The 18594-nt window shown below is 55.5% G+C and carries 18 protein-coding genes; 7 read left to right on the top strand and 11 right to left on the bottom strand.

Features of this window, described 5'->3' with window-relative positions:
• Positions 1–244: 244 nt before the first annotated feature.
• The 5 genes from msrQ to DL239_RS13390 all read right to left on the bottom strand — a co-directional run bounded on the left by msrQ (position 245) and on the right by DL239_RS13390 (position 4806).
• Positions 245–865, bottom strand: coding sequence for a protein-methionine-sulfoxide reductase heme-binding subunit MsrQ (msrQ, locus tag DL239_RS13410; RefSeq protein ID WP_167684604.1), 621 nt, complete (start codon positions 863–865; stop codon positions 245–247).
• Positions 865–1767, bottom strand: a complete 903-nt coding sequence (gene msrP, locus DL239_RS13405; protein ID WP_167684603.1) for a protein-methionine-sulfoxide reductase catalytic subunit MsrP — start codon at positions 1765–1767, stop codon at positions 865–867. Before msrP ends, msrQ begins: the two co-directional genes overlap by 1 nt.
• A gap of 68 nt (positions 1768–1835) precedes the next feature.
• Complete coding sequence (locus DL239_RS13400) at positions 1836–3329, bottom strand: FMN-binding glutamate synthase family protein (protein WP_167684602.1); 1494 nt, start codon at positions 3327–3329, stop codon at positions 1836–1838.
• A gap of 145 nt (positions 3330–3474) precedes the next feature.
• On the bottom strand, positions 3475–4146 hold the full coding sequence (locus tag DL239_RS13395) for a TVP38/TMEM64 family protein (protein ID WP_167684601.1): 672 nt from the start codon (positions 4144–4146) through the stop codon (positions 3475–3477).
• 63 nt (positions 4147–4209) lie between these two features.
• Positions 4210–4806: a TetR/AcrR family transcriptional regulator gene (locus DL239_RS13390; protein ID WP_167684600.1), complete on the bottom strand. Its 597-nt coding sequence runs from the start codon at positions 4804–4806 to the stop codon at positions 4210–4212.
• A 92-nt stretch (positions 4807–4898) separates the two neighbouring features.
• On the opposite strand from DL239_RS13390, the gene DL239_RS13385 reads away from it, so the two are divergent.
• Complete coding sequence (locus tag DL239_RS13385) at positions 4899–5714, top strand: peroxiredoxin family protein (RefSeq protein ID WP_167684599.1); 816 nt, start codon at positions 4899–4901, stop codon at positions 5712–5714.
• A gap of 70 nt (positions 5715–5784) precedes the next feature.
• Here DL239_RS13385 and DL239_RS13380 read toward each other — a convergent pair whose 3' ends face one another.
• Positions 5785–7551 (bottom strand): TadE/TadG family type IV pilus assembly protein, encoded by a 1767-nt coding sequence (locus DL239_RS13380; RefSeq protein WP_167684598.1) that lies wholly within the window; start codon positions 7549–7551, stop codon positions 5785–5787.
• A 575-nt stretch (positions 7552–8126) separates the two neighbouring features.
• Between DL239_RS13380 and DL239_RS13375 the strand changes: the two genes are divergently transcribed.
• Entirely contained in the window at positions 8127–8408 is a 282-nt protein-coding gene (locus tag DL239_RS13375; protein WP_167684597.1) for a hypothetical protein, read from the top strand.
• 31 nt (positions 8409–8439) lie between these two features.
• Here DL239_RS13375 and DL239_RS13370 read toward each other — a convergent pair whose 3' ends face one another.
• Complete coding sequence (locus tag DL239_RS13370; protein ID WP_167684596.1) at positions 8440–9099, bottom strand: L,D-transpeptidase; 660 nt, start codon at positions 9097–9099, stop codon at positions 8440–8442.
• Between the two features lie 511 nt (positions 9100–9610).
• On the opposite strand from DL239_RS13370, the gene DL239_RS13365 reads away from it, so the two are divergent.
• Positions 9611–10222, top strand: coding sequence for a hypothetical protein (locus tag DL239_RS13365; RefSeq protein ID WP_240931860.1), 612 nt, complete (start codon positions 9611–9613; stop codon positions 10220–10222).
• Between the two features lie 32 nt (positions 10223–10254).
• On the opposite strand, the gene DL239_RS13360 is transcribed toward DL239_RS13365, so the two are convergent.
• From DL239_RS13360 to clpB, 3 genes are all read right to left on the bottom strand, one after another.
• On the bottom strand, positions 10255–11103 hold the full coding sequence (locus tag DL239_RS13360) for a TerB family tellurite resistance protein (RefSeq protein WP_167684595.1): 849 nt from the start codon (positions 11101–11103) through the stop codon (positions 10255–10257).
• Positions 11100–11561, bottom strand: a complete 462-nt coding sequence (locus DL239_RS13355) for a hypothetical protein (protein ID WP_167684594.1) — start codon at positions 11559–11561, stop codon at positions 11100–11102. The genes DL239_RS13360 and DL239_RS13355 overlap by 4 nt, the downstream gene beginning before the upstream one ends.
• Positions 11562–11743: 182 nt before the next feature.
• Positions 11744–14362, bottom strand: coding sequence for an ATP-dependent chaperone ClpB (clpB, locus tag DL239_RS13350; RefSeq protein WP_167684593.1), 2619 nt, complete (start codon positions 14360–14362; stop codon positions 11744–11746).
• A 241-nt stretch (positions 14363–14603) separates the two neighbouring features.
• Between clpB and DL239_RS13345 the strand changes: the two genes are divergently transcribed.
• From DL239_RS13345 to pyrF, 3 genes are all read left to right on the top strand, one after another.
• Entirely contained in the window at positions 14604–14861 is a 258-nt protein-coding gene (locus DL239_RS13345; protein WP_167684592.1) for a hypothetical protein, read from the top strand.
• A gap of 45 nt (positions 14862–14906) precedes the next feature.
• Complete coding sequence (locus DL239_RS13340; RefSeq protein WP_167684591.1) at positions 14907–15608, top strand: methyltransferase; 702 nt, start codon at positions 14907–14909, stop codon at positions 15606–15608.
• Positions 15609–15673: 65 nt separating this feature from the next.
• The gene (gene pyrF / locus DL239_RS13335) at positions 15674–16393 is read left to right on the top strand and encodes an orotidine-5'-phosphate decarboxylase (protein WP_167684590.1); all 720 of its coding nucleotides are present in this window, start codon (positions 15674–15676) and stop codon (positions 16391–16393) included.
• 357 nt (positions 16394–16750) lie between these two features.
• On the opposite strand, the gene DL239_RS13330 is transcribed toward pyrF, so the two are convergent.
• Positions 16751–17158, bottom strand: a complete 408-nt coding sequence (locus tag DL239_RS13330; RefSeq protein ID WP_167684589.1) for an NUDIX hydrolase — start codon at positions 17156–17158, stop codon at positions 16751–16753.
• A 103-nt stretch (positions 17159–17261) separates the two neighbouring features.
• Here DL239_RS13330 and DL239_RS13325 point away from each other — a divergent pair, with 103 nt between their 5' ends.
• Complete coding sequence (locus DL239_RS13325; RefSeq protein WP_167684614.1) at positions 17262–18515, top strand: DNA polymerase IV; 1254 nt, start codon at positions 17262–17264, stop codon at positions 18513–18515.
• Positions 18516–18594 lie beyond the last annotated feature (79 nt).

Genomic DNA, 18594 nt, shown 5'->3' with positions numbered 1-18594 from the left:
CATCTTTTTTCAGAAACCGAGAATAACAACGTAAAATCAATGAAGTAGCCCCTGACTTTTTCAATTTCCGCCATTCCAAACCATGGTAAATCAAACCCTACCAGCATCAAAGCAACCATCCCCACCAGATCTAGTGGAGAGACCCAGACCGAACACAAGTCTCTAGGCGAGTCACCTGTGTCAGCCGAGTCGGAATCCTAGAGGGCACCGTTCCTATTGTCAGGTTTGGTGCCCTATTGCCTTTTCACGCTCGCTGTCTTCGGACAGGCGTCGTGGTAGAAGAGCGGCGACCGGGCAGTCGCAAGGCCAGCAGCCCGATGATCACAGCCAGATAGATCAACGGTTCAAGCTGAACGCCTTTGACCAGCATGACAAAGTGCACGGCGCCTAACAGACCTATTACATATGTGGCCTTGTGAAGCTTGCGCCACATGGGGCCCAGTCGACGGATCGACCAGTTGTTTGAGGTCAACGCAAGCGGCAGCATCAGCACAAAGCCCGCCATACCAATCGTGATATATGGACGCTTGATGATGTCGGCCACGATCTGATCAAGCAACTGCACATCGAGAACCAGCCACACCAGTAGGTGACAGGATACATAGAAGAAACACAGAAGCCCGACAGCGCGGCGGAACTTTAGAAGATTGATCCCAAGATGTGTGCGCATCGGCGTAATGGCCAGACTGACGACCAGCAACTGAAGCGCCAGCTCACCGTACTTGTGTTCTAGCGCCTTGATCGGTTCGACCCCAAGCGCGCCAGTCAGGCCCTGATAGAAAAACCACGGGGCCGGAAGCATCCCGAGCATATAGATCACCCAGGTCGGCACACGTCGCAGGGTCTGGTTCAGCCGATCCCGCATCAGAAGGACTTCCTTAGGTCCATTCCGTCGTACAGTGATGCGACCTCATCCTCGTAGCCGTTGAACATGGTGGTTGGCTGGCGTTTGGCAAACAGCCCTCCGCCGATCCGGCGTTCAGTGGCCTGGCTCCACCTTGGATGCGAGACTTCGGGGTTCACATTACTGTAGAACCCGTATTCGCGGGAGTTGGACATGTTCCAGCTGGTGGGTGGCTCTTTATCTGTCAGGGTGATGCGGACAATCGACTTGATCGATTTGAAGCCGTATTTCCATGGCACCACCAGACGCAGCGGTGCGCCGTTCTGATTGGGTAGGTCTTTTCCAAAGATACCAGTGGCCATCAGGGTCAGCGGATGCATGGCCTCGTCCAGGCGCAGGCCTTCACGGTAGGGCCAGTCCAGTACGCGGTACGCGGTGCCGGGCATTTCATCAGGGCGGTACAGGGTTTCAAAGGCAACGTATTTGGCGCTGTCCTGCACCCCGGCCATTGCCAGCAGATCAGCCAGCTCGAAACCGTTCCACGGCACCACCATTGACCAGGCCTCGACACAGCGGAAACGGTAGATCCGCTCTTCTACCGTCATCTCGGACATGATGTCCTGAAAGTCATACTCGCCCGGGCGGTCGACCATACCGTCAATGGTCACGCTCCAGGGGCTGGTGGTCATGAGATGGGCGTTTTCTGCGGGGTCGCCCTTGCGGGTGCCGAACTCATAGAAGTTGCAATAGGTGGTGACATCTTCCCAGCTGTTGGGCTCTAGCGTGTCCTGCGCCTGCGCGCCGCCGGCCATGGCACCCAGTCCAAGCCCAGCCATGCCCGCCATGATTTGACGGCGGTTTAGATAGGCACTTTTGGGGGTGACATCATCATGGGTCAGGTCGTTGGTCCAGCGATAGGCCATCTAGATCTCCTTTGGTCTCGTTCCTTCCGAGATACTCAAAGCTAACCCAAGAACCAAAACATATCCTGTCACGATTCAGCGACGGGACTGTAACTTGGCATCAGTTCGTTCATCGGGCGTGACTGGCCACCGTCCTGCATAATGCGCACGTGGCGGCGGCGGATCTGGCGCGGTTCTGCCACCCCAACCGAATGGGCGATGATCTCAACCTCATGGGTGATCTCACGTGCGTAGGCCGCAACACGCTGATATTTCTCTTCGGCCACCAGACCCTTTTGGAACCTTGGGTCGTGGGTGGTGATGCCGGTTGGGCAGGTGTTACGGTTACACTTCAGAGCCTGAATACAGCCCAGCGCGAACATGAAGCCGCGTGCCGAGGTTACAAAGTCCGCCCCTGCTGCCAGTGCCCAGGCTACGTCACCCGGATTGACCAGCTTACCGGAGGAGATCAGCCGGATGCGATCCTTGAGCCCATGCTCATCGCGCAAATTGGCCACCATGGGCAGCGCCTCGCGGACCGACATGCCGACCAGATCAATCAGTGGCATTGGAGCAGCACCGGTGCCGCCCTCGCCGCCATCAATGGTAATGAAATCGGGGGCCGCATCATCGCCACGCGCCTTGATACACTCAAACAACTCGCGCATCACCGCCTCGGACCCGATCACGGTTTTGATGCCGACGGGTTTCCCCGTCACTTCGCGGACATGGGTGATCATGTCGAGCAGGTCGCCAAAGTTCTCCATCTCCGGGTGGCGGTTGGGGGAATGGCTGGCCTGCCCGGCTGGGATGCCACGAATTTTGGCAATCTCGTCCGTCACCTTGGCAGCCGGTAGAATGCCGCCCTTACCCGGCTTGGCCCCTTGCGAGAGTTTAAGCTCAAACATCTTAACTGCGTCATGGGCGGCAACCTGTTTCAGCTTGTCATCGTTCAACCCACCCTGATCGTTGCGCACACCATATTTGGCGGTGCCGATCTGAAACACGATGTCGCAACCGCCCTCTAGGTGAAACGGGCTTAGCCCGCCCTCGCCTGTGTTCAGCCAGACGCCCGCATCCTTGGCGCCCCGGCTTAGTGCCTGCACTGCCGGCTTAGAGATCGCGCCAAAGCTCATCCCGGAGATATTGAAAATCGATGGTGCCATATAAGGTACGCGCGCCGTGGAGCCGATCTGCAATGGCTCGGTTTTGGCGCTCTGGTCATCCAGTGGCGGAAATGGCGCGTTGATAAAGATTGGCGTGCCCGGCACCGTTGCATTGCGGGTCGAGCCAAAGGCCACCGTGTTCCCCTCACCCGAGGAGGCGCGCCCAACCCAGTCGCGCTGCGCTCGGTTGAACGGCAGTTCCTCGCGGTCCATCGCAAAGAAGTACTGGCGAAAGAACTCTCCTAGCTCGCTGAACAAATGCCGAAAGCGCCCGATCACAGGATAGTTTCGCCGGATGGCATCGCTGGTTTGTAGCCGGTCCACGACAAACAGTACCGCGACCCCGATCGCAATCGCGCCCAGAAGAAAGACAAAACTCAGCGCCATGAACTCTATAACGTTGGCTGCAAAATCCATGCGTAATCTCCCGTGTATTAAATGTGGTGCGTGCGAGGTGCCGAATACAGGATTGATTTAGAACCTGATCGCGGGTCGATACAAGCCAAGGCTGATCACATTAGGGGTAATGCTTGGAATTCGCCGCCCCATTTGCAGATCAGGATCAGATCCACCGCCGAAGCTTGGCCCAGTGGTGCAACGCACACACAACAATCACCCCAATGGTGGAGACCGTCAGCAACATTGGCCAGCTGAGCGTTTTCATTTGCGCCCCAAGATAGGCCAACAACACTGTAAACGGCACGATGCCCAGTCCCGTGGTCCAGACGAAAGTCCACAGGCGCACTTTAGTCAGGCCAGCGGCATAATTGATCAGGTTAAAGGCAATCACCGGAATAAAGCGACTGATCAACAACGCGAGCACACCTTGATCCTGTGTCCAATCATTCACGCGCTTGGACTGTGTTGGTGACAACCATCCATGAATGACTTTTTGCCCCAACTTGCGGGACAGACCAAAGGCCGCCAAGGCGCCCAGCATAGCACCGATCCAGATCAATACACTGCCCAACACCGTGCCAAACACCGCGCCCGCGCAAATCGCCAAGATCTCGGCTGGGAATGGCACAAAGCTATGCACTACCATCAACACGATCACCGCAACCGGAGCCCATGCCCCAACAGCCCGCAACCGCTGTGCCAGTTCATCCGGGGTCAAGGAATACTCACTTACCGTCACGCCCAGCGCGCCCACGATTATAAAAAGAAGAACAACCACAGCAAACACAGAGCGACGCCGGCTGGGCAGGTCAGATTTTTCTATCGGGTTGGGCATACCGCTAAATATAGCTAGCGATGCGGTGTTTGCCACGTTCGGCATGATGTCGACACCTCACCGTCAGATCACCACCCGCCATTGCCGGATCATGGTCGCGGCAGCCTCGGTGTAGGGCTTCGCAAAATCGTCGTTGGGACGCGCCTTGATGGTCATCGCCAACCCCATAAGAAGGCTGATCAGCAGCTTTGCCTTTTCCTGAGGATCCAAGCTCTGATCCATTTCGCCATCTGCAATCGCCCGCGTAAGGATCTTAGTTAGCCGCACCTCTAACACATCGAAATAGCGGGCGATCCTGTCGTCGATCTCGCCGCCATCCCGGTCGAACTCTGCTATTGAGTTCAGCAACAGACACCCCTTGGCCCCGATCATCGGCATTACCGCCGGGTCTGACCGCCCTTCGATCCACGATGCCAAGGTCTCTAGGTCGGTACTGTCTGGGTCCGGCAGAAATCCTGCCTCTGCCTGATCCAGATAGGCATCAAGAGTTTGCAGGAAAAACGGCTCTTTCCCGCCATAGGTCGTTTGCAGGGTAAATCGGGTCAGCCCCGTGCGCTCCTCGATCTGTCGAGTGCTGGTGCCCTGATAGCCATGATCCCAGAACACCGACTGCGCCGCGTCAATCACCGTGCTGTGGTCAACCTTCCGTGAACGAGACATCTGTGCATTGTCCTTTTCTAGCCGCGTGGATAGCTATATTTCTATCCACATGGATAGCATGTCCGCTATCGCCGCTCAAGCAGGAGATCCTGATGAACACCTATGCCTTACTATCCGCCTTTGCCGGCTTTGCCGTCGTGATGGGTTCGATCACCGTCTATTTCAGTACCATCCCGCGCGGCACCGTGCCGGTAAAGGTCAGCGGATTTGCCGTCAGGCTTGTTGTTGGCGTCGCTTTGGCGGCGGTTGGCATTTACCTAGGGCTAACTGGTGCAGCCACATCGGGCGCCATGGTCTATGTGCCTGCGGCTTTGGCGTTGTTCTTTGGCGGGTTCATCCTGTGGATCCTGCCCCAGCGCCACACCCCGCTTGGCGACATCAAAGTGGCCGAGGGCGACCTGATCATCCCGTTCAAGGCGCTGACAGCCGAGGGCAACCCCTTTGACAGTTCCGAACTGGCAGGCAAACGAGTGCTTTTCAAATTCTTCCGTGGCGGCTGGTGCCCCTATTGCGTGGCGGAGCTGGCGGCGTTCAACAAGATGGTTCCCGAGCTGGAGAAGATGGGCGTTCACATCATCGCACTGAGCAAGGATATCCCAAGCGAGGCAGCATTGAACAGGTCTCGTGATGGGTTGGATTTTGAACTGCTGTCAGATCCGGACCTCAATGTTATCCGCGCCTATGGCGTGGAACACCACAAAGCACTGGGGCAGTCTAAAAACCCAAAGTCGACCATCGGAGGTTTGGCACTAGGGCTGGCGCCGTTCTCATTTCAGGCAATGGCGATTCCGACCACTCTGTTGATTGATGAAAACGGCGTGATCCGCTGGATCGACCAGACAGACGACTATCGTCTGCGCAGCAGCAATGACCGAGTGATGGCTGCAGTAAAGCAGGCGTTTGGCTAACTCACTTCAAAGCAATACTGCCCAAGGAAACCTTGGGCAGTATTCGTTCGCTAGATTCCAACAGTAGTTATTACTGGACCAGACGCAGGTGCTGGATCGAGGACGCAATTGCAACAAAAGCATCTGTCAGCTCTTCGGTCTGCACCTCAAAGAAATGGCCATCCGATGATGCACACTCTCTGATTTCTTCAATGGCGTATTCCGCGATATCCACAGCAACAGTATACACGATAACCCCATTATTCTTGGCCAACTGACACTGCTGCAAGAACATGGACAGGTTTGACGATTGTCCTGATTCCACCGTCGTATCCGATGTAGGGCGCGCTGTAAGTTCGGTTGTCGTATTTTCCTCGGTCAGGGCATCGCTAGGGCGAACCTGGGCGCTGGTACGGCCATCCGTCATCAGCACGATGAACTTGGAAGAATCCGTGGCATCCCATTGCAGGGGCCGATTGCTGAACCGCTCGGGCACTTCACCAGTTGTGCTTAGGTGCTCAAACGCAGGTTGGGTGGCTGGGTCCAGCAGGGCCAATGCATATTTCATGCCATAGTTGGTGCCGGTTCCATCATAGAGCCGCAGGTTATCGATAAAGCTGTGCAAGCTGTCGACATCATCCTGAGCGTACTGAATGCTCATGGAGTCATCCGGGCACCAGCCCCAGTTCTGGGTAACTTCATCGTAGTCCCAGTTCACAAAATACGGAACCTGATCAATAGTGCCCCCGGGCAACCCGGTCGACAGGAAATCTTCGTAAGTCATCTCTAGGCACGACGCGACGTTGTTCGGCACCAGACCTGTGTAGAAATCCGAGAACTGAATTTCCATGTCCACATTGCTATACTTGGTTGGACCCTCAAACAGCTCGTCGCCGACGATACTGTAATAGCTGGTCTCTTCTTTACCGCCCTTAATCGTCGCACCCAGCATCGCCAGGTTACCCTCAAGATCAGGGTTCAGACCGGCAATATAGTCCTGTGCATACAGGTAATAAGTGTCCAGATCATCCTTGTTGAACATTTCAACATCGGCATCAGGGTAGCCCTCAATCTTGACCGAATAGTCGATTTCGCCATCCCCATTGGTATCGAACCAAAACACGATGTTGGAAATATCCTGACCCCACTCTGGGAAGTAGTCTTCGGATGTTGTTGTCCCAAAACGCTCACCATCCAGGTACTCAAACATCGTTTCACCAGGGTTGGTCTGCCCAGCAAATGGGATCACGTTAACCGAGGTCTGGAATGGGTTTTCCGTGCCTGTTTCCGGGTCTGAATTTCGGCTTAGGGATGCCGAGACAAACTCTTTAGCAGCGGTCTGCATGGTCTCGACCCGGCTGTTCAATCTCATACTACCCGAAATATCCAGCACCAGTGAAATCTCTGTATCCGGCTCGCTTTCGATCGCCGTTGCATCGACATTCATCGGCAAAGTGGTGGCACCCGACATGCCCATATATTGCGTGTAAACAGACCCAGCAGCAGTCGCGGACACCTCTCGGTGATAGGCATCCTCATCTACAGTGACCCCAGTCAGATAGGACAGCACCCCGTCGATATGCAGATAGTCGCGAACCACAACTTCAGGGTCTCTTGTCTGGTTCAAGCTAGAAGCCGCCAGAACAGCATTATCCAATGACGCCTGAACCCGGCTGCGGTCTCGCTCGTACCGCATCAGGTCAACGCCAATGCCGCCGACCATCAACATCAATAGGAAAATTAAGAGTGTCGGCACCATCAACACACCGTCTTCGGCTTGCCTGTATGTCCTTAGGTACTCAATAACTGGGTAGTGCTTCGTGTCTTGATGCGTGGCTAGCTTGGCTCGGCAAGTCATGGCTACATCCTTTGTGCTATAAGGCGTGTTACCAGTTACGCTACTCACTGATGTGGCCGAAAACGCGCCAGAATATGTCAGCAATGTGACGAACGGAGCCAGCGGGGCCGAATGTTCCCCCTTTATTCCCACAACCAAGTACCAAACCTTGCTGGTGACACTTTGATTTTCTTGAAAAACTCTTAATGCGGGCAGTCACACACACCCGTAAACACTTAGTATTCAAGAAATCGCGCCATATATCGTAACAATTCAAGACAATTCCAATTGGTTGATTTTTTTGTCACATATTTCGCCGTTAAAGTTACATAATCATGCGCGATACATCTTCTTATCGAAATGATTCGAATTCAACGCCCCCTGCCCCACACGCCGTGCGTCCATTGCCAAAGCAAGCTCACGACCGCGTGAAGCCTCATAAAAATACGTTCGCCTATCGCCAGTACAGCCCCAAGCCGCAGCCTGCCTGGCCAAGTAAATCTGCTACTCGCTCATCCTCTTTGCAGTTCGTGAAAAGCGCTGGTTTTCCATTTCAAAATCGCCCATTCTCGCCAAAACATTGGGAGATACCTTCAATGAAGAACATGGCTTGGCTGATCGGATGCGCAACGATGCTACTGGCGTCTTGTGAGACAACTGGCAACGGAGTGGGTACCGCGGCGCCTGCAGCCGTTCAGGAAATCGCTGCTCCAAACCAGGATCTGGAGAACGTGCGGATTGATCCAGAAGATGGATGCTATACCTATCGCCATGTTGGCCCAGTTGAGACGACTTACCTGCCACTCAGAACCACCGAAGGTAGCCCCATTTGTACGCGCCAACCGGAAGCTGAGGCAGAGCAACCTACCTCAACCTGATTTCACTTAGTCAAAATGCGGGATCTCGACCTTAGGTCGAGGCCCCGGTTTCGGCCGCATAAAGATGGGCCGTCGATCCCGTTGTAACGTTTTCATACAACCCGTTGATATGCGCCATGACCATGCGGACGCAGCCGGAACTGGCACGTGATCCGATGGATCTTGGCAGTGGTGAGCCGTGAATGCGCAGGTAGGTGTCTCGGTTACCCACATACAAATACAGCGCGCGTGAACCGAGCGGATTGTTCGGACCGGCGTTCATGCCGTTTTCATGTTGCTTGTAAAGATGCGGGTCGCGCTTGATCATCGCGGCTGTTGGGGTCCAGGTTGGCCACTTGGTTTTACGCCCGATGGTATAGGTGCCCGGCTCGTACAGGTTGCCACGGGCAATGGCGACGCCATAGCGCATCGCGGTGCCGCCTTCCTCGATGTGATATAGGTACCGAGCCACCGCATCGACATGGATGTCACCCGGTGTCAGGTTGTCATTGGCCTGAACCTGCTGTGGCAAGAACCGTCGGTGCAGGCCCCAAGGGTTTGTGGTGGCGGGATCATAATCAGCCGGTGTGATTTGGGCATCCCAGGTGGACCACCTTGCCGGATTTGACGTCGGTCTGGCCCAGGCAGTGCTGGCAATAGGCGCCGAGAACAAGGTCGCAGCCGAAATCACAAAATGGCGTCTGGTCAACATGGCAGTGGGTCCTTGGATTCGGGAACGTTGGTGGGTCTTTCTCCAAGATATGTATCACTTGGTTAAGGGCCAGTCACATAGCTGTGTACCACGCGCAGAAACCGGTTTTACCGCCAAGTTTTCCCGCGACAGACGCAGCGCTGCAACAATTGTGCCGATGGATCGGTCCCAAATACAGTGAACACGCCTGTGCACCCGACAAGGGCTGCTGCCCGTCAGGTGGAATGGCTGATTGGCCTGTCTACATATGCCCGTTACTAGTGGCGACGTCGCCAAAGCGGGTTAGGACGGGGACTTTATCCCCCGTGCGTAGATGCATCCCATAGCGTCCGCGGTACAAACGCTGGACCCTGTTCCTGTGCCGGGGGTGTGAGGCCCAGCGGTAATCGCGATTGCCGGGGAGTTTGGAGGATAGGGGTAAATGTCGACTAACCAAGGCGTTCGGTGGGGGTGCAACGCTGTGGTCTGCCCCCCAGCCCAAAACAACTTGCGTTGATTGCCACGAATTCGCATGTTGCGACCAGATTTTGGGCACACAGGCATAGAGCAGAACATGATAAAACGGCTGATTACCCCCTTTATACTAATGGGCGTGCTTGTGCTTGCCGGGTGTGCTGCACCTCTTGAGGTGTCGGAAGATCCAGTTGGAGATCTGGCGCGGACTATTCAGTCGCTTGACCCCGCCGTGGACCCGGCAGAGGCCCGGCGTGCGGCTGAGATTTCCTATAGCCATGCCACCCAGTTGGCACAGGACTATGGCGTCACCACAACGCCCATTCTGCATAACACCAAGGTGAACACCGGTCTGAAAGAACGCGGATTGTGCTTTCACTATGCGATCGACATGCAGGCACGGCTAGAGCAAGAAGAGTTCAAAACTTTGGTGATGCTGCGCGCTATTGCCGAGCCCAAAACCGAATTCAACATCGACCACAGCACCGCCATCATCGCGGCGCGCGGCGCTGACATCTACGACGGTGTAGTCCTAGACCCCTGGCGTTATGGCGGTGATTTATTCTGGTCGCCAACGACGGAAGACACTCGGTATAACTGGGAGCCACGTCTGGATGTGCTGCGCCGCAAAGGAGAGCGGCTAGTGGCTAGGAATGCGGTTTCGGGGTGAGGGGTAGCAACTCGTTTGCCCGACGCAACAAATCAGGTTGATCGAAACTTCCCAGCGACCCATCCCAATGCAGATGAAGCGCCTTTAACCGGGCTAGTGATTGTTCTCTTTAAAGAGCTCAACGTCGAATTCTGCTCTCGCAAGGAGTTCAAGATTTTCTCAATTGCCATTTCTTCGCGCTCGTCAAGAATCCCGTCAGCAGCGGCGATTTCCTCCAAGAGGGTAGCGATCTGGCTTTGTATAGCGGTGAAGTTACAATCTGGATTAGCAAGAGCGAACTCTGCAAGTGAAGCAGTCATATCTGCAAGGCGAGTTCTCTCTATGTTTTCTTCTAAGACATTCAAAGCCGATGCCACATAGGCCGCGTCGTATCCCCAAGCGTCAACAAAGTGGGACCGCATCGCCTGCCTTTCTGAAGGATCGATGACGCCATCAATTGCTGCAACTTTTAATGCAAGGCTCCCCAAAAGGTCCAACAAAGCCGCACCTAAAACATCAATTGGGGTATTAATGAACTTGGGAATTTCCTCCACCCGTGTTTCAGAGTAGCTATGAAACAGACGGGTGACACCGTAATAAACGCCGCCCGTCGCTGCCGCCGCACCTACAACCCAACCAATTGGAGTAACCGCTGTGACCAACCCAGCGGCTGTCAAGAAGCTGCCAAAAAAGGTTGACGCCACTGTAGTCGACGCTGCCACCCCTGCTCCAGTGGCGGCTACACCGCCGACATCCCATAGCTGTTGCAACATCTTTCCTGTGCGCAGCGAGGCATAAGCATCAGCACCGATTCCGAGCTTAGATTTAAACAAAAGATCATTTGATACAACACCTTTTACCGCATCAAAGCTGTGCATCTGCTCTTCAATCGTATGGGTCATAATGTGGCAGCCTTATGAAGAGGAGCCCACTGTAACGCTATGCGTTCCATTGCTTCACGCATGGCATTTTGCCGGATGTCTTCAACCGCCCCTGCCGTGAACCCAAGAATAAGAAGCAACTTATTCAAGGCCACTGCCAAAAGAGGTGCCCAAGCCAGCACACTGGAAGTTACTGTCATCAAAACGACTGCAACGATAACACCCAATGTTGTATGAGGAAATTTCGACACGAGCATCATGGACAGATCAAGAACTCTGCGCCCAACTGCAATGATCGTCTCGCCGACTTTTATTGTGATCTTGGCAATATCATAGAGCAACGCCTTCATATCCGCCGAGAGATTAGTGTTGTCGATCATCTTCCTGATTTTAGTCAAAGGGCTTGATGACTGAATTGCGCTTAGGGCTTCTTGAAAAACCTCATCTTCCTGGCTGCTGTCGCTTTGATTGGTTTTCATTTTTGTCTATACCCCGTTTTTCAAATTTTCCCGTTAAAGTAGTTATTTGTCAATGGCATATCATTGGTCCACACTACCAGCCTGAGGATCCTGAAAAGCTACAAAATAACGCTCTTCTAGAATACAAGCCAATATGCCGAAATCTAAAAAAGGCCCGACATTTCTGACGGGCCTTTTGTTATTTAGTGCACCACCGCGTCGTCCGGTTTGGGGCGGTTGGTTGCCCTGACCTGATCGCCGATGATCAGGCCTTCGACGCCGGCAGAGACCGGGACGGTGTCGCCGTCTTTGACGTCACCCCCCAGCAGCATTTCGGCCAGTGCGTTTTGCAACGCGCGTTGGATCACCCGTTTCAGGGGACGTGCGCCGAACACTGGGTCGTAGCCTTCGTCCGCCAACCAAGTGCGGGCGCTGTCATCCAGAGCCAGCGTAATCTTGCGGGCGGCCAGACGTTTGATCAGGCGGGCCAGCTGGATATCAACGATACCGTCCATGTCCTCACGCTTGAGGCGGTCAAAGATGATGGTTTCATCCAGACGGTTCAGGAACTCAGGCCGAAAATGCCCGCGCACCGCCTCCATCACCTCTTTGCGTGCCTCGGATGCATCCGCACCTTCGGGCAGCTGGCTAAGGGCCTGCGCACCAAGGTTGGATGTTAGCACGATCAGCGTTTGCTTGAAGTCGACGGTGCGGCCCTGACCATCAGTCAGCACGCCATCGTCGAGCACCTGCAACAGCACGTTGAACACATCCGGGTGCGCTTTTTCGACCTCGTCGAACAGCACCACCTGATAGGGGCGGCGACGTACGGCCTCGGTCAGGGCTCCGCCCTCGTCATAGCCGACATAGCCCGGAGGCGCGCCGATCAAACGGGCAACGCTGTGCTTCTCCATGTATTCCGACATGTCGATGCGCACCATGGCGTGTTCGTCGTCGAACAGGAAGTCGGCGACGGCCTTGGTCAGCTCGGTCTTACCCACGCCTGTTGGCCCCAGGAACAGGAACGAGCCCAGCGGGCGGCCCTCATCATTTAGGCCGGCACGGGCACGGCGCACCGCATTGGAAACCGCGGTGACAGCAGCATTCTGACCGATGACGCGGCCATGCAGCTCGTCCTCCATCCGCAACAGTTTCTCGCGGTCGCCTTCGAGCATCTTGGACGTGGGGATACCAGTCCAGCGTTCGATGACACCCGCGATCTGTTCGGGGCGTACAGCTTCCTCAACCATCAAGCCGCTTTCCTCGCGGTTTTCAGCCTCACCCAGCTGTTTTTCCAGCTCGGGGATGACGCCATAGGACAGCTCACCCGCCTTGGCGAGATTGCCTTCGCGTTTGGAAATTTCCAGTTCGGCGCGAGCCTTGTCGAGCAGTTCCTTGATGTCACGCGCACCGGCAAGCTTGTCGCGTTCCGACTGCCACTGGGCGGTCATCTCAGCCGACTGTTCCTGCAGTTCGGACAGTTCCTTTTGCAGAGTTTCCAAACGGTCAACTGAGGCTGCGTCGTCTTCAAGTTTCAGCGCCTCTTCCTCGATCTGCATTTGCAGGATCTGACGGTCAAGCGCGTCCAACTCTTCGGGCTTGCTGTCGACCTGCATACGCAGACGGCTGGCGGCCTCGTCCATCAGGTCGATGGCTTTGTCCGGCAGGAAGCGGTCAGTGATATAGCGCTGTGACAGGGTCGCGGCGGTAACCAAAGCGGCGTCAGCGATGCGCACACCGTGGTGCAGCTCGTACTTTTCTTTGATGCCGCGCAGGATCGAGATTGTGTCCTCGACTGTTGGTTCACTGACTACAACTGGCTGGAAACGACGGGCAAGCGCTGCGTCTTTTTCAACGTATTTGCGGTATTCATCCAGCGTGGTGGCACCGATACAGTGCAGCTCACCCCGTGCCAGCGCTGGTTTGATCAGGTTAGCGGCATCCATGGCGCCGTCGCCCTTGCCAGCGCCAACAAGCGTGTGCATTTCGTCAATGAAAAGGATGATTTCGCCCGCAGCCTCGGTCACCTCGGTCAGGACGGCCTTGAGCCGTTCCTCAAACTCACCGCGGTATTTGGCACCAGCAATCAGCGCGCCCATATCGAGGGAGAGCAGTTGCTTGTCACGCAGGGATTCTGGTACATCGCCGTTGACGATGCGCAGGGCCATGCCCTCGGCTATGGCGGTTTTACCCACGCCGGGTTCACCGATCAGAACCGGGTTGTTTTTGGTACGGCGCGACAGAACCTGCATGGCGCGGCGGATTTCCTCGTCCCGGCCAATGATAGGGTCAATCTTGCCCTCACGTGCGGCCTCGGTCAGGTCGTGGGCGTATTTTTTCAGCGCGTCATAACCTTCTTCAGCGCTGGCACTGTCGGCGGTACGGCCTTTGCGGATGTCGTTGATCGCCTCGTTCAGGCGCTGCGCGGTGACACCGCCGGCATCCAATGCATCCTTGGCCTTGGATTTGACCATGCACAGGGCCATCAGCACCCGTTCGACCGGGACAAAGCTGTCACCTGCCTTGGTGGCTAGTTTCTCGGCCTCGGCCAGAACTTTGGCAGTTTGGCCATCCATGTAGATCTGGCTTGCGTCGCCGCTGACCTTGGAGTGTTTCGATAGGGCTGTTTCCAGCGCATCCACAACCTGTGACGGCGCGCCACCTGCACGGCTGATCAGGTTACTGGCAAGCCCCTGATCGTCATCCATCAATGCTTTTAGAATATGCTCGGGCACCAGTCTCTGGTGCTCTTCCCGCAGGGCAATAGTCTGAGCGGCCTGCACGAAACCCCGTGCCCGCTCGGTGAACTTATTTAAGTCCATCTGTCTCTCCTTATACAAGCGCCCGGAAATTTGAAACGCCCGCTTGGCGGCACGTCCTGTTTTGGGCCTCAGCTAACAATGTGGGTAGTCTTGATGTCTCTTCAAGGGGCATAATCAACGGAAATGATGAGAATTTCACTTACAAGCTGCAATCACGATTGTTTCCATTTCAGCCACAGTTCCGCCGGCATTTTATGTGAAATTTAGAGAATCGCAGGGAGAATCACAGCCGGAGGTTACCATGCTTGCTAACGAAACAGAGATCACTCAGGACCGCCTTAAGTCCATTTGCGCCCGCCAACGCGCCAAGGCGGCGTTGTCTATGAGCTATCGGTCGGTAAGCCTGTCCTGTCAGATCAATTCACCCCGACGAAACAGGGTTGTATCGCGCCGTTCACGTTTCATGTGCGAAGCCCTCAGGCAGCTGTGCCAGATGCCTGAAACGCGTTCAAGGAAGCCCGATTTGCAGTTGGTTGATGACCTGATGCAGGGCAACTGATCCAAAATCAGTCGACAAATCACTCACGACCCAGATACTGGCGCAATGAGCCGCCTGAATGACATTCGCGCCCAAAGCACTTGGAAGGACCTGATCGAGGGTCAACCGCAGCATTTGGGGTTCGCAATACTGCTAACAGCCGGAGCGATATCGCTACTGGTTGCATCGCCGGATTCACCAAAAATTTTCGGCCTTAGCTCCGCTGGATGGGCAAAAGTGTCGATCGCACTGGCACTGATCCATCAGATTATCGTCGCATTGGTTTTTCGCCTGCAACTACATCGCAACCTGCTCAGCCGCTGGCTGGGGGAACGCGATATGATCGTCTGGCGCGTTATTTTCATACCCCTTCTGATCGCACGACCACTGAGCCTGATACTGACGGCATGGGCTGACACCGCAGCAATCACTGGGATCCGCCCTTCTGAGATCGTTATTGGTCTCTTGTTTTTGGGATTGTCCATCTGGGCGCTACACTCAGTCCTTGTTCATTTCACCATCCGCCGCGCCCTTGGTGGGGACCATTTTCGAGATGAGATTGCGGCGCTGCCATTGGTGAACAAAGGTGTTTTTAAATACACCTCAAACGGAATGTACGGCGTGGCGTTTCTGGGGCTGTGGGGAATCGCGCTGGTGTGCGGATCGTGGAATGCCCTGGTGCTGGCACTGTTTCAGCATTGCTATATCTGGGTCCACATGTACTGCACCGAAAGCCCTGACATGGGCTGGATCTACGGCAAATCCTAGCCCCTTGTGCTGGGCGGCGGCTGACCTTAGACAGGCGCAACCCCACCAGAACCGGAGCTTTCCCCATGTCCGACGACCGCCTGATTGTTGCAATGGATGTCCCTAACGCCGTGCAAGGCCTGCAGCTGGCCGAGCAGCTGGGCGACGCCGTATCGTTCTACAAAATTGGTCTCGGCATGTTGACTGGCGGCGGGTTGGCGCTGGCCAATGAGCTGAAGCAAGAGATGGGCAAACGCATCTTTCTGGACATGAAACTGTTCGACATCGGTGCCACTGTTGAAAACGCAGTACGTGGGCTGGCGCAGTTTGATTTGGATTTTCTGACCGTGCATGGCGACCCATATGTGGTCAAAGCCGCCAAAGAGGGCGCCGCGGGCAAGGACATGAAAATCCTGGCGGTGACGATCCTGACATCGCTGGATCGACAGGACCTGGATGGCGCGCTGATCAAAGAGGGTGACATCAAAGATCTGGTTTTGGAACGGGCTGGCAATGCCTTTGCTGCCGGGGCCGACGGTGTAATCGCCTCGCCACAAGAAGCGGCATTGATCCGCGCCCTGCCCGAAGCCGAAGGCCGTTTGATCGTAACCCCTGGTGTGCGCCCTGCTGGCGCTGATTTGGGCGACCAGAAACGTGTAGCAACCCCCGCCAATGCCATCGCCGACGGCGTTGATCACATCGTGGTTGGACGACCAATCTGGAAAGCCAAAGACCCAAGGGCAGCTGCAATGGCCATTTTGGATGAAATGAAAAGCCCCCAAGCTAGCGCTCCGAACCGGGGCTGAGACTTCAAAAACATGCAGTCAGCCCCGAAAATTGGGGCGATTGCACAATTTTTTAGCAGAATGAAAACTAGGCGCTGATCCGCTTCTGATCTTCGTTTCCCCCACGAACGCGCGAATTGACCCAGCGTCAAGTCACTCTGTGGTAACAGAAAAATCCACGGAAACGTCCAAAATTGCGCCAAATTGTCTCTGTGCCGACAAAGGCACATTACTGACTCTCCTTACACTTACCGGAATTCCTGACTTTGTGATTTTCCAGAAATAGCGGATCGTCGACTTAAGACACTCCCCTAACGGACTCTCTTCCTGAGGCCCGTTACCTTGCCCCCGCCTCAGCAGCGGGGGACTTTTCTTTGCTCACATCACTACTTCATCCAGATATTCGCCCAATCGCTGTGCGAAATGCGGCACAGCCAGTGGGTCTGTGCAATAATCCCTAGGGGGCATCAGGCTCCACCCCTGACCTTCTGACCCAAAGCGGATTTGATCCTCTAGGAAGGCCGGTTGACGGGCAACAAAGAACCACACCTGCCCACGGGGGCGGGTGTATTCGCGCGACCAGATCAGGTCGCTCTCTTGCAACTGAAGCCCGACTTCCTCGTAGGTTTCACGCAAGGCGCACTGTTCAGGGGTTTCATCCCCTTCACGCCCGCCACCCGGTAGATCCCAATGGCCAGGATAGGGAATACCTTCCTTATCATCCCGCAGGATGACCAAGAGATCGCTCCCAATAAACAGAGCCAGTTTTGCGCCAGAAAATGTCATCTATAGAAGATTGACGCCGTTGTCGGATAAAGACAATACCCCGCCAAAGGTCTAGACTGGCGAAACAGACGCCTGCCCCATCTTCGCCCAAGTGAGCGCCACCATGCATGCCATATGCCGAGACTGCCTGAGCCAGATCGCGCCAGCGCGGCGCTGCCCCAAGTGCGGTAGCCCAAGGGTGAAGGCACATGAAGAGCTGTTTGCGTTGAACATTGCTCATATGGATTGTGACGCATTCTTTGCCAGCGTCGAAAAGCGCGACAACCCTGATTTGGCTGACAAGCCGGTGATCATTGGCGGCGGCAAGCGCGGCGTTGTTTCAACCGCCTGCTATGTCGCACGTATTCGCGGTGTTCGCTCGGCGATGCCGATGTTTCAGGCCCTGAAACTGTGCCCCAATGCGGTTGTGATCAAACCGCGCATGGATGCCTATGTCGAGGTCTCTCGCCAGATCCGCGCGATGATGGATGAACTGACCCCCGATATCGAACCGCTTTCGCTGGACGAGGCATTTATGGACCTAAGCGGAACCGAGCAGCTGCACGGCGCGCCGCCAGCTGTCATGTTGGCGCGGCTGGTGAAACGGATGAAGGATGAATTGGGGGTGACGGGATCCATTGGCCTGTCCCATAACAAGTTCCTCGCCAAGGTCGCATCGGACTTGGATAAGCCCCGAGGGTTTTCGGTGATCGGTAAGGCTGAAACCGGTGCCTTTCTGCATGACAAGCCTGTGCGATTGATCTGGGGCATCGGACCTGCGGCTCAGGCCAGTTTGGATAAGGCGGGTATCAGGGTGTTTGCCGACCTGTTGCGCTGGGATCGTCGGGATCTTGCAGCGCGGTTTGGCTCGATGGGGGATCGGTTGTGGCATCTGGCCCGCGGAGAAGACCGGCGCCGCGTATCAGCCAATGCGCCGATGAAATCCATTACCAATGAAACCACGTTCTTTGAGGACACCGCCAATACTGAAATTCTGGATGGGCATCTGTGGCGACTGGCGGAAAAAGTATCAGGGCGGGCGAAGGCTAAACAAAAGGCTGGGCGCGTGGTCACACTGAAATTGAAGCGCGCCGACCATTCGGCGCTGACCCGGCGCATTTCACTGCGCGATGCAACCCAGATGGCCGAAGTGATCTATCGCACAGCGCGGGACTTGCTGGACCAGGTCGGTGATCAGGGACCCTACCGGCTGCTGGGCTGTGGCATCTCAGATCTGGTGCCCGAATCCCAGGCAGATATCACCGGAGATCTTCTGGATCCTCAGGCCACCCAACGTGCCAAAGCAGAACGCGCTACTGACGCGATTCGCAACCGCTTCGGCACCGACGCTATCTTGAAAGGCCGGGCGCTACGTTGATTCACCTCCGGTGGCTGGGGCTTTGCCCCAGACCCCAGGATATTTACCCGCCAGATGAAGGGGATCCTTGCTTCATCTG

The sequence above is a fragment of the Parasedimentitalea denitrificans genome (assembly GCF_011813015.1).
Classification (GTDB): Bacteria; Pseudomonadota; Alphaproteobacteria; order Rhodobacterales; family Rhodobacteraceae; genus Parasedimentitalea; species Parasedimentitalea denitrificans.
This window is presented reverse-complemented; position numbering and strand designations above follow the sequence as displayed.

Excerpts from the sequence above, each read along its gene's own strand:
- msrQ (WP_167684604.1), bottom strand. The coding sequence starts at position 865 with ATGCGGGATCGGCTGAACCAGACCCTGCGACGTGTGCCGACCTGGGTG.
- msrP (WP_167684603.1), bottom strand. The coding sequence starts at position 1,767 with ATGGCCTATCGCTGGACCAACGACCTGACCCATGATGATGTCACCCCC.
- DL239_RS13400 (WP_167684602.1), bottom strand. The coding sequence starts at position 3,329 with ATGGATTTTGCAGCCAACGTTATAGAGTTCATGGCGCTGAGTTTTGTC.
- DL239_RS13395 (WP_167684601.1), bottom strand. The coding sequence starts at position 4,146 with ATGCCCAACCCGATAGAAAAATCTGACCTGCCCAGCCGGCGTCGCTCT.
- DL239_RS13390 (WP_167684600.1), bottom strand. The coding sequence starts at position 4,806 with ATGTCTCGTTCACGGAAGGTTGACCACAGCACGGTGATTGACGCGGCG.
- DL239_RS13385 (WP_167684599.1), top strand. The coding sequence starts at position 4,899 with ATGAACACCTATGCCTTACTATCCGCCTTTGCCGGCTTTGCCGTCGTG.
- DL239_RS13380 (WP_167684598.1), bottom strand. The coding sequence starts at position 7,551 with ATGACTTGCCGAGCCAAGCTAGCCACGCATCAAGACACGAAGCACTAC.
- DL239_RS13375 (WP_167684597.1), top strand. The coding sequence starts at position 8,127 with ATGAAGAACATGGCTTGGCTGATCGGATGCGCAACGATGCTACTGGCG.
- DL239_RS13370 (WP_167684596.1), bottom strand. The coding sequence starts at position 9,099 with ATGTTGACCAGACGCCATTTTGTGATTTCGGCTGCGACCTTGTTCTCG.
- DL239_RS13365 (WP_240931860.1), top strand. The coding sequence starts at position 9,611 with ATGTTGCGACCAGATTTTGGGCACACAGGCATAGAGCAGAACATGATA.
- DL239_RS13360 (WP_167684595.1), bottom strand. The coding sequence starts at position 11,103 with ATGACCCATACGATTGAAGAGCAGATGCACAGCTTTGATGCGGTAAAA.
- DL239_RS13355 (WP_167684594.1), bottom strand. The coding sequence starts at position 11,561 with ATGAAAACCAATCAAAGCGACAGCAGCCAGGAAGATGAGGTTTTTCAA.
- clpB (WP_167684593.1), bottom strand. The coding sequence starts at position 14,362 with ATGGACTTAAATAAGTTCACCGAGCGGGCACGGGGTTTCGTGCAGGCC.
- DL239_RS13345 (WP_167684592.1), top strand. The coding sequence starts at position 14,604 with ATGCTTGCTAACGAAACAGAGATCACTCAGGACCGCCTTAAGTCCATT.
- DL239_RS13340 (WP_167684591.1), top strand. The coding sequence starts at position 14,907 with ATGAGCCGCCTGAATGACATTCGCGCCCAAAGCACTTGGAAGGACCTG.
- pyrF (WP_167684590.1), top strand. The coding sequence starts at position 15,674 with ATGTCCGACGACCGCCTGATTGTTGCAATGGATGTCCCTAACGCCGTG.
- DL239_RS13330 (WP_167684589.1), bottom strand. The coding sequence starts at position 17,158 with ATGACATTTTCTGGCGCAAAACTGGCTCTGTTTATTGGGAGCGATCTC.
- DL239_RS13325 (WP_167684614.1), top strand. The coding sequence starts at position 17,262 with ATGCATGCCATATGCCGAGACTGCCTGAGCCAGATCGCGCCAGCGCGG.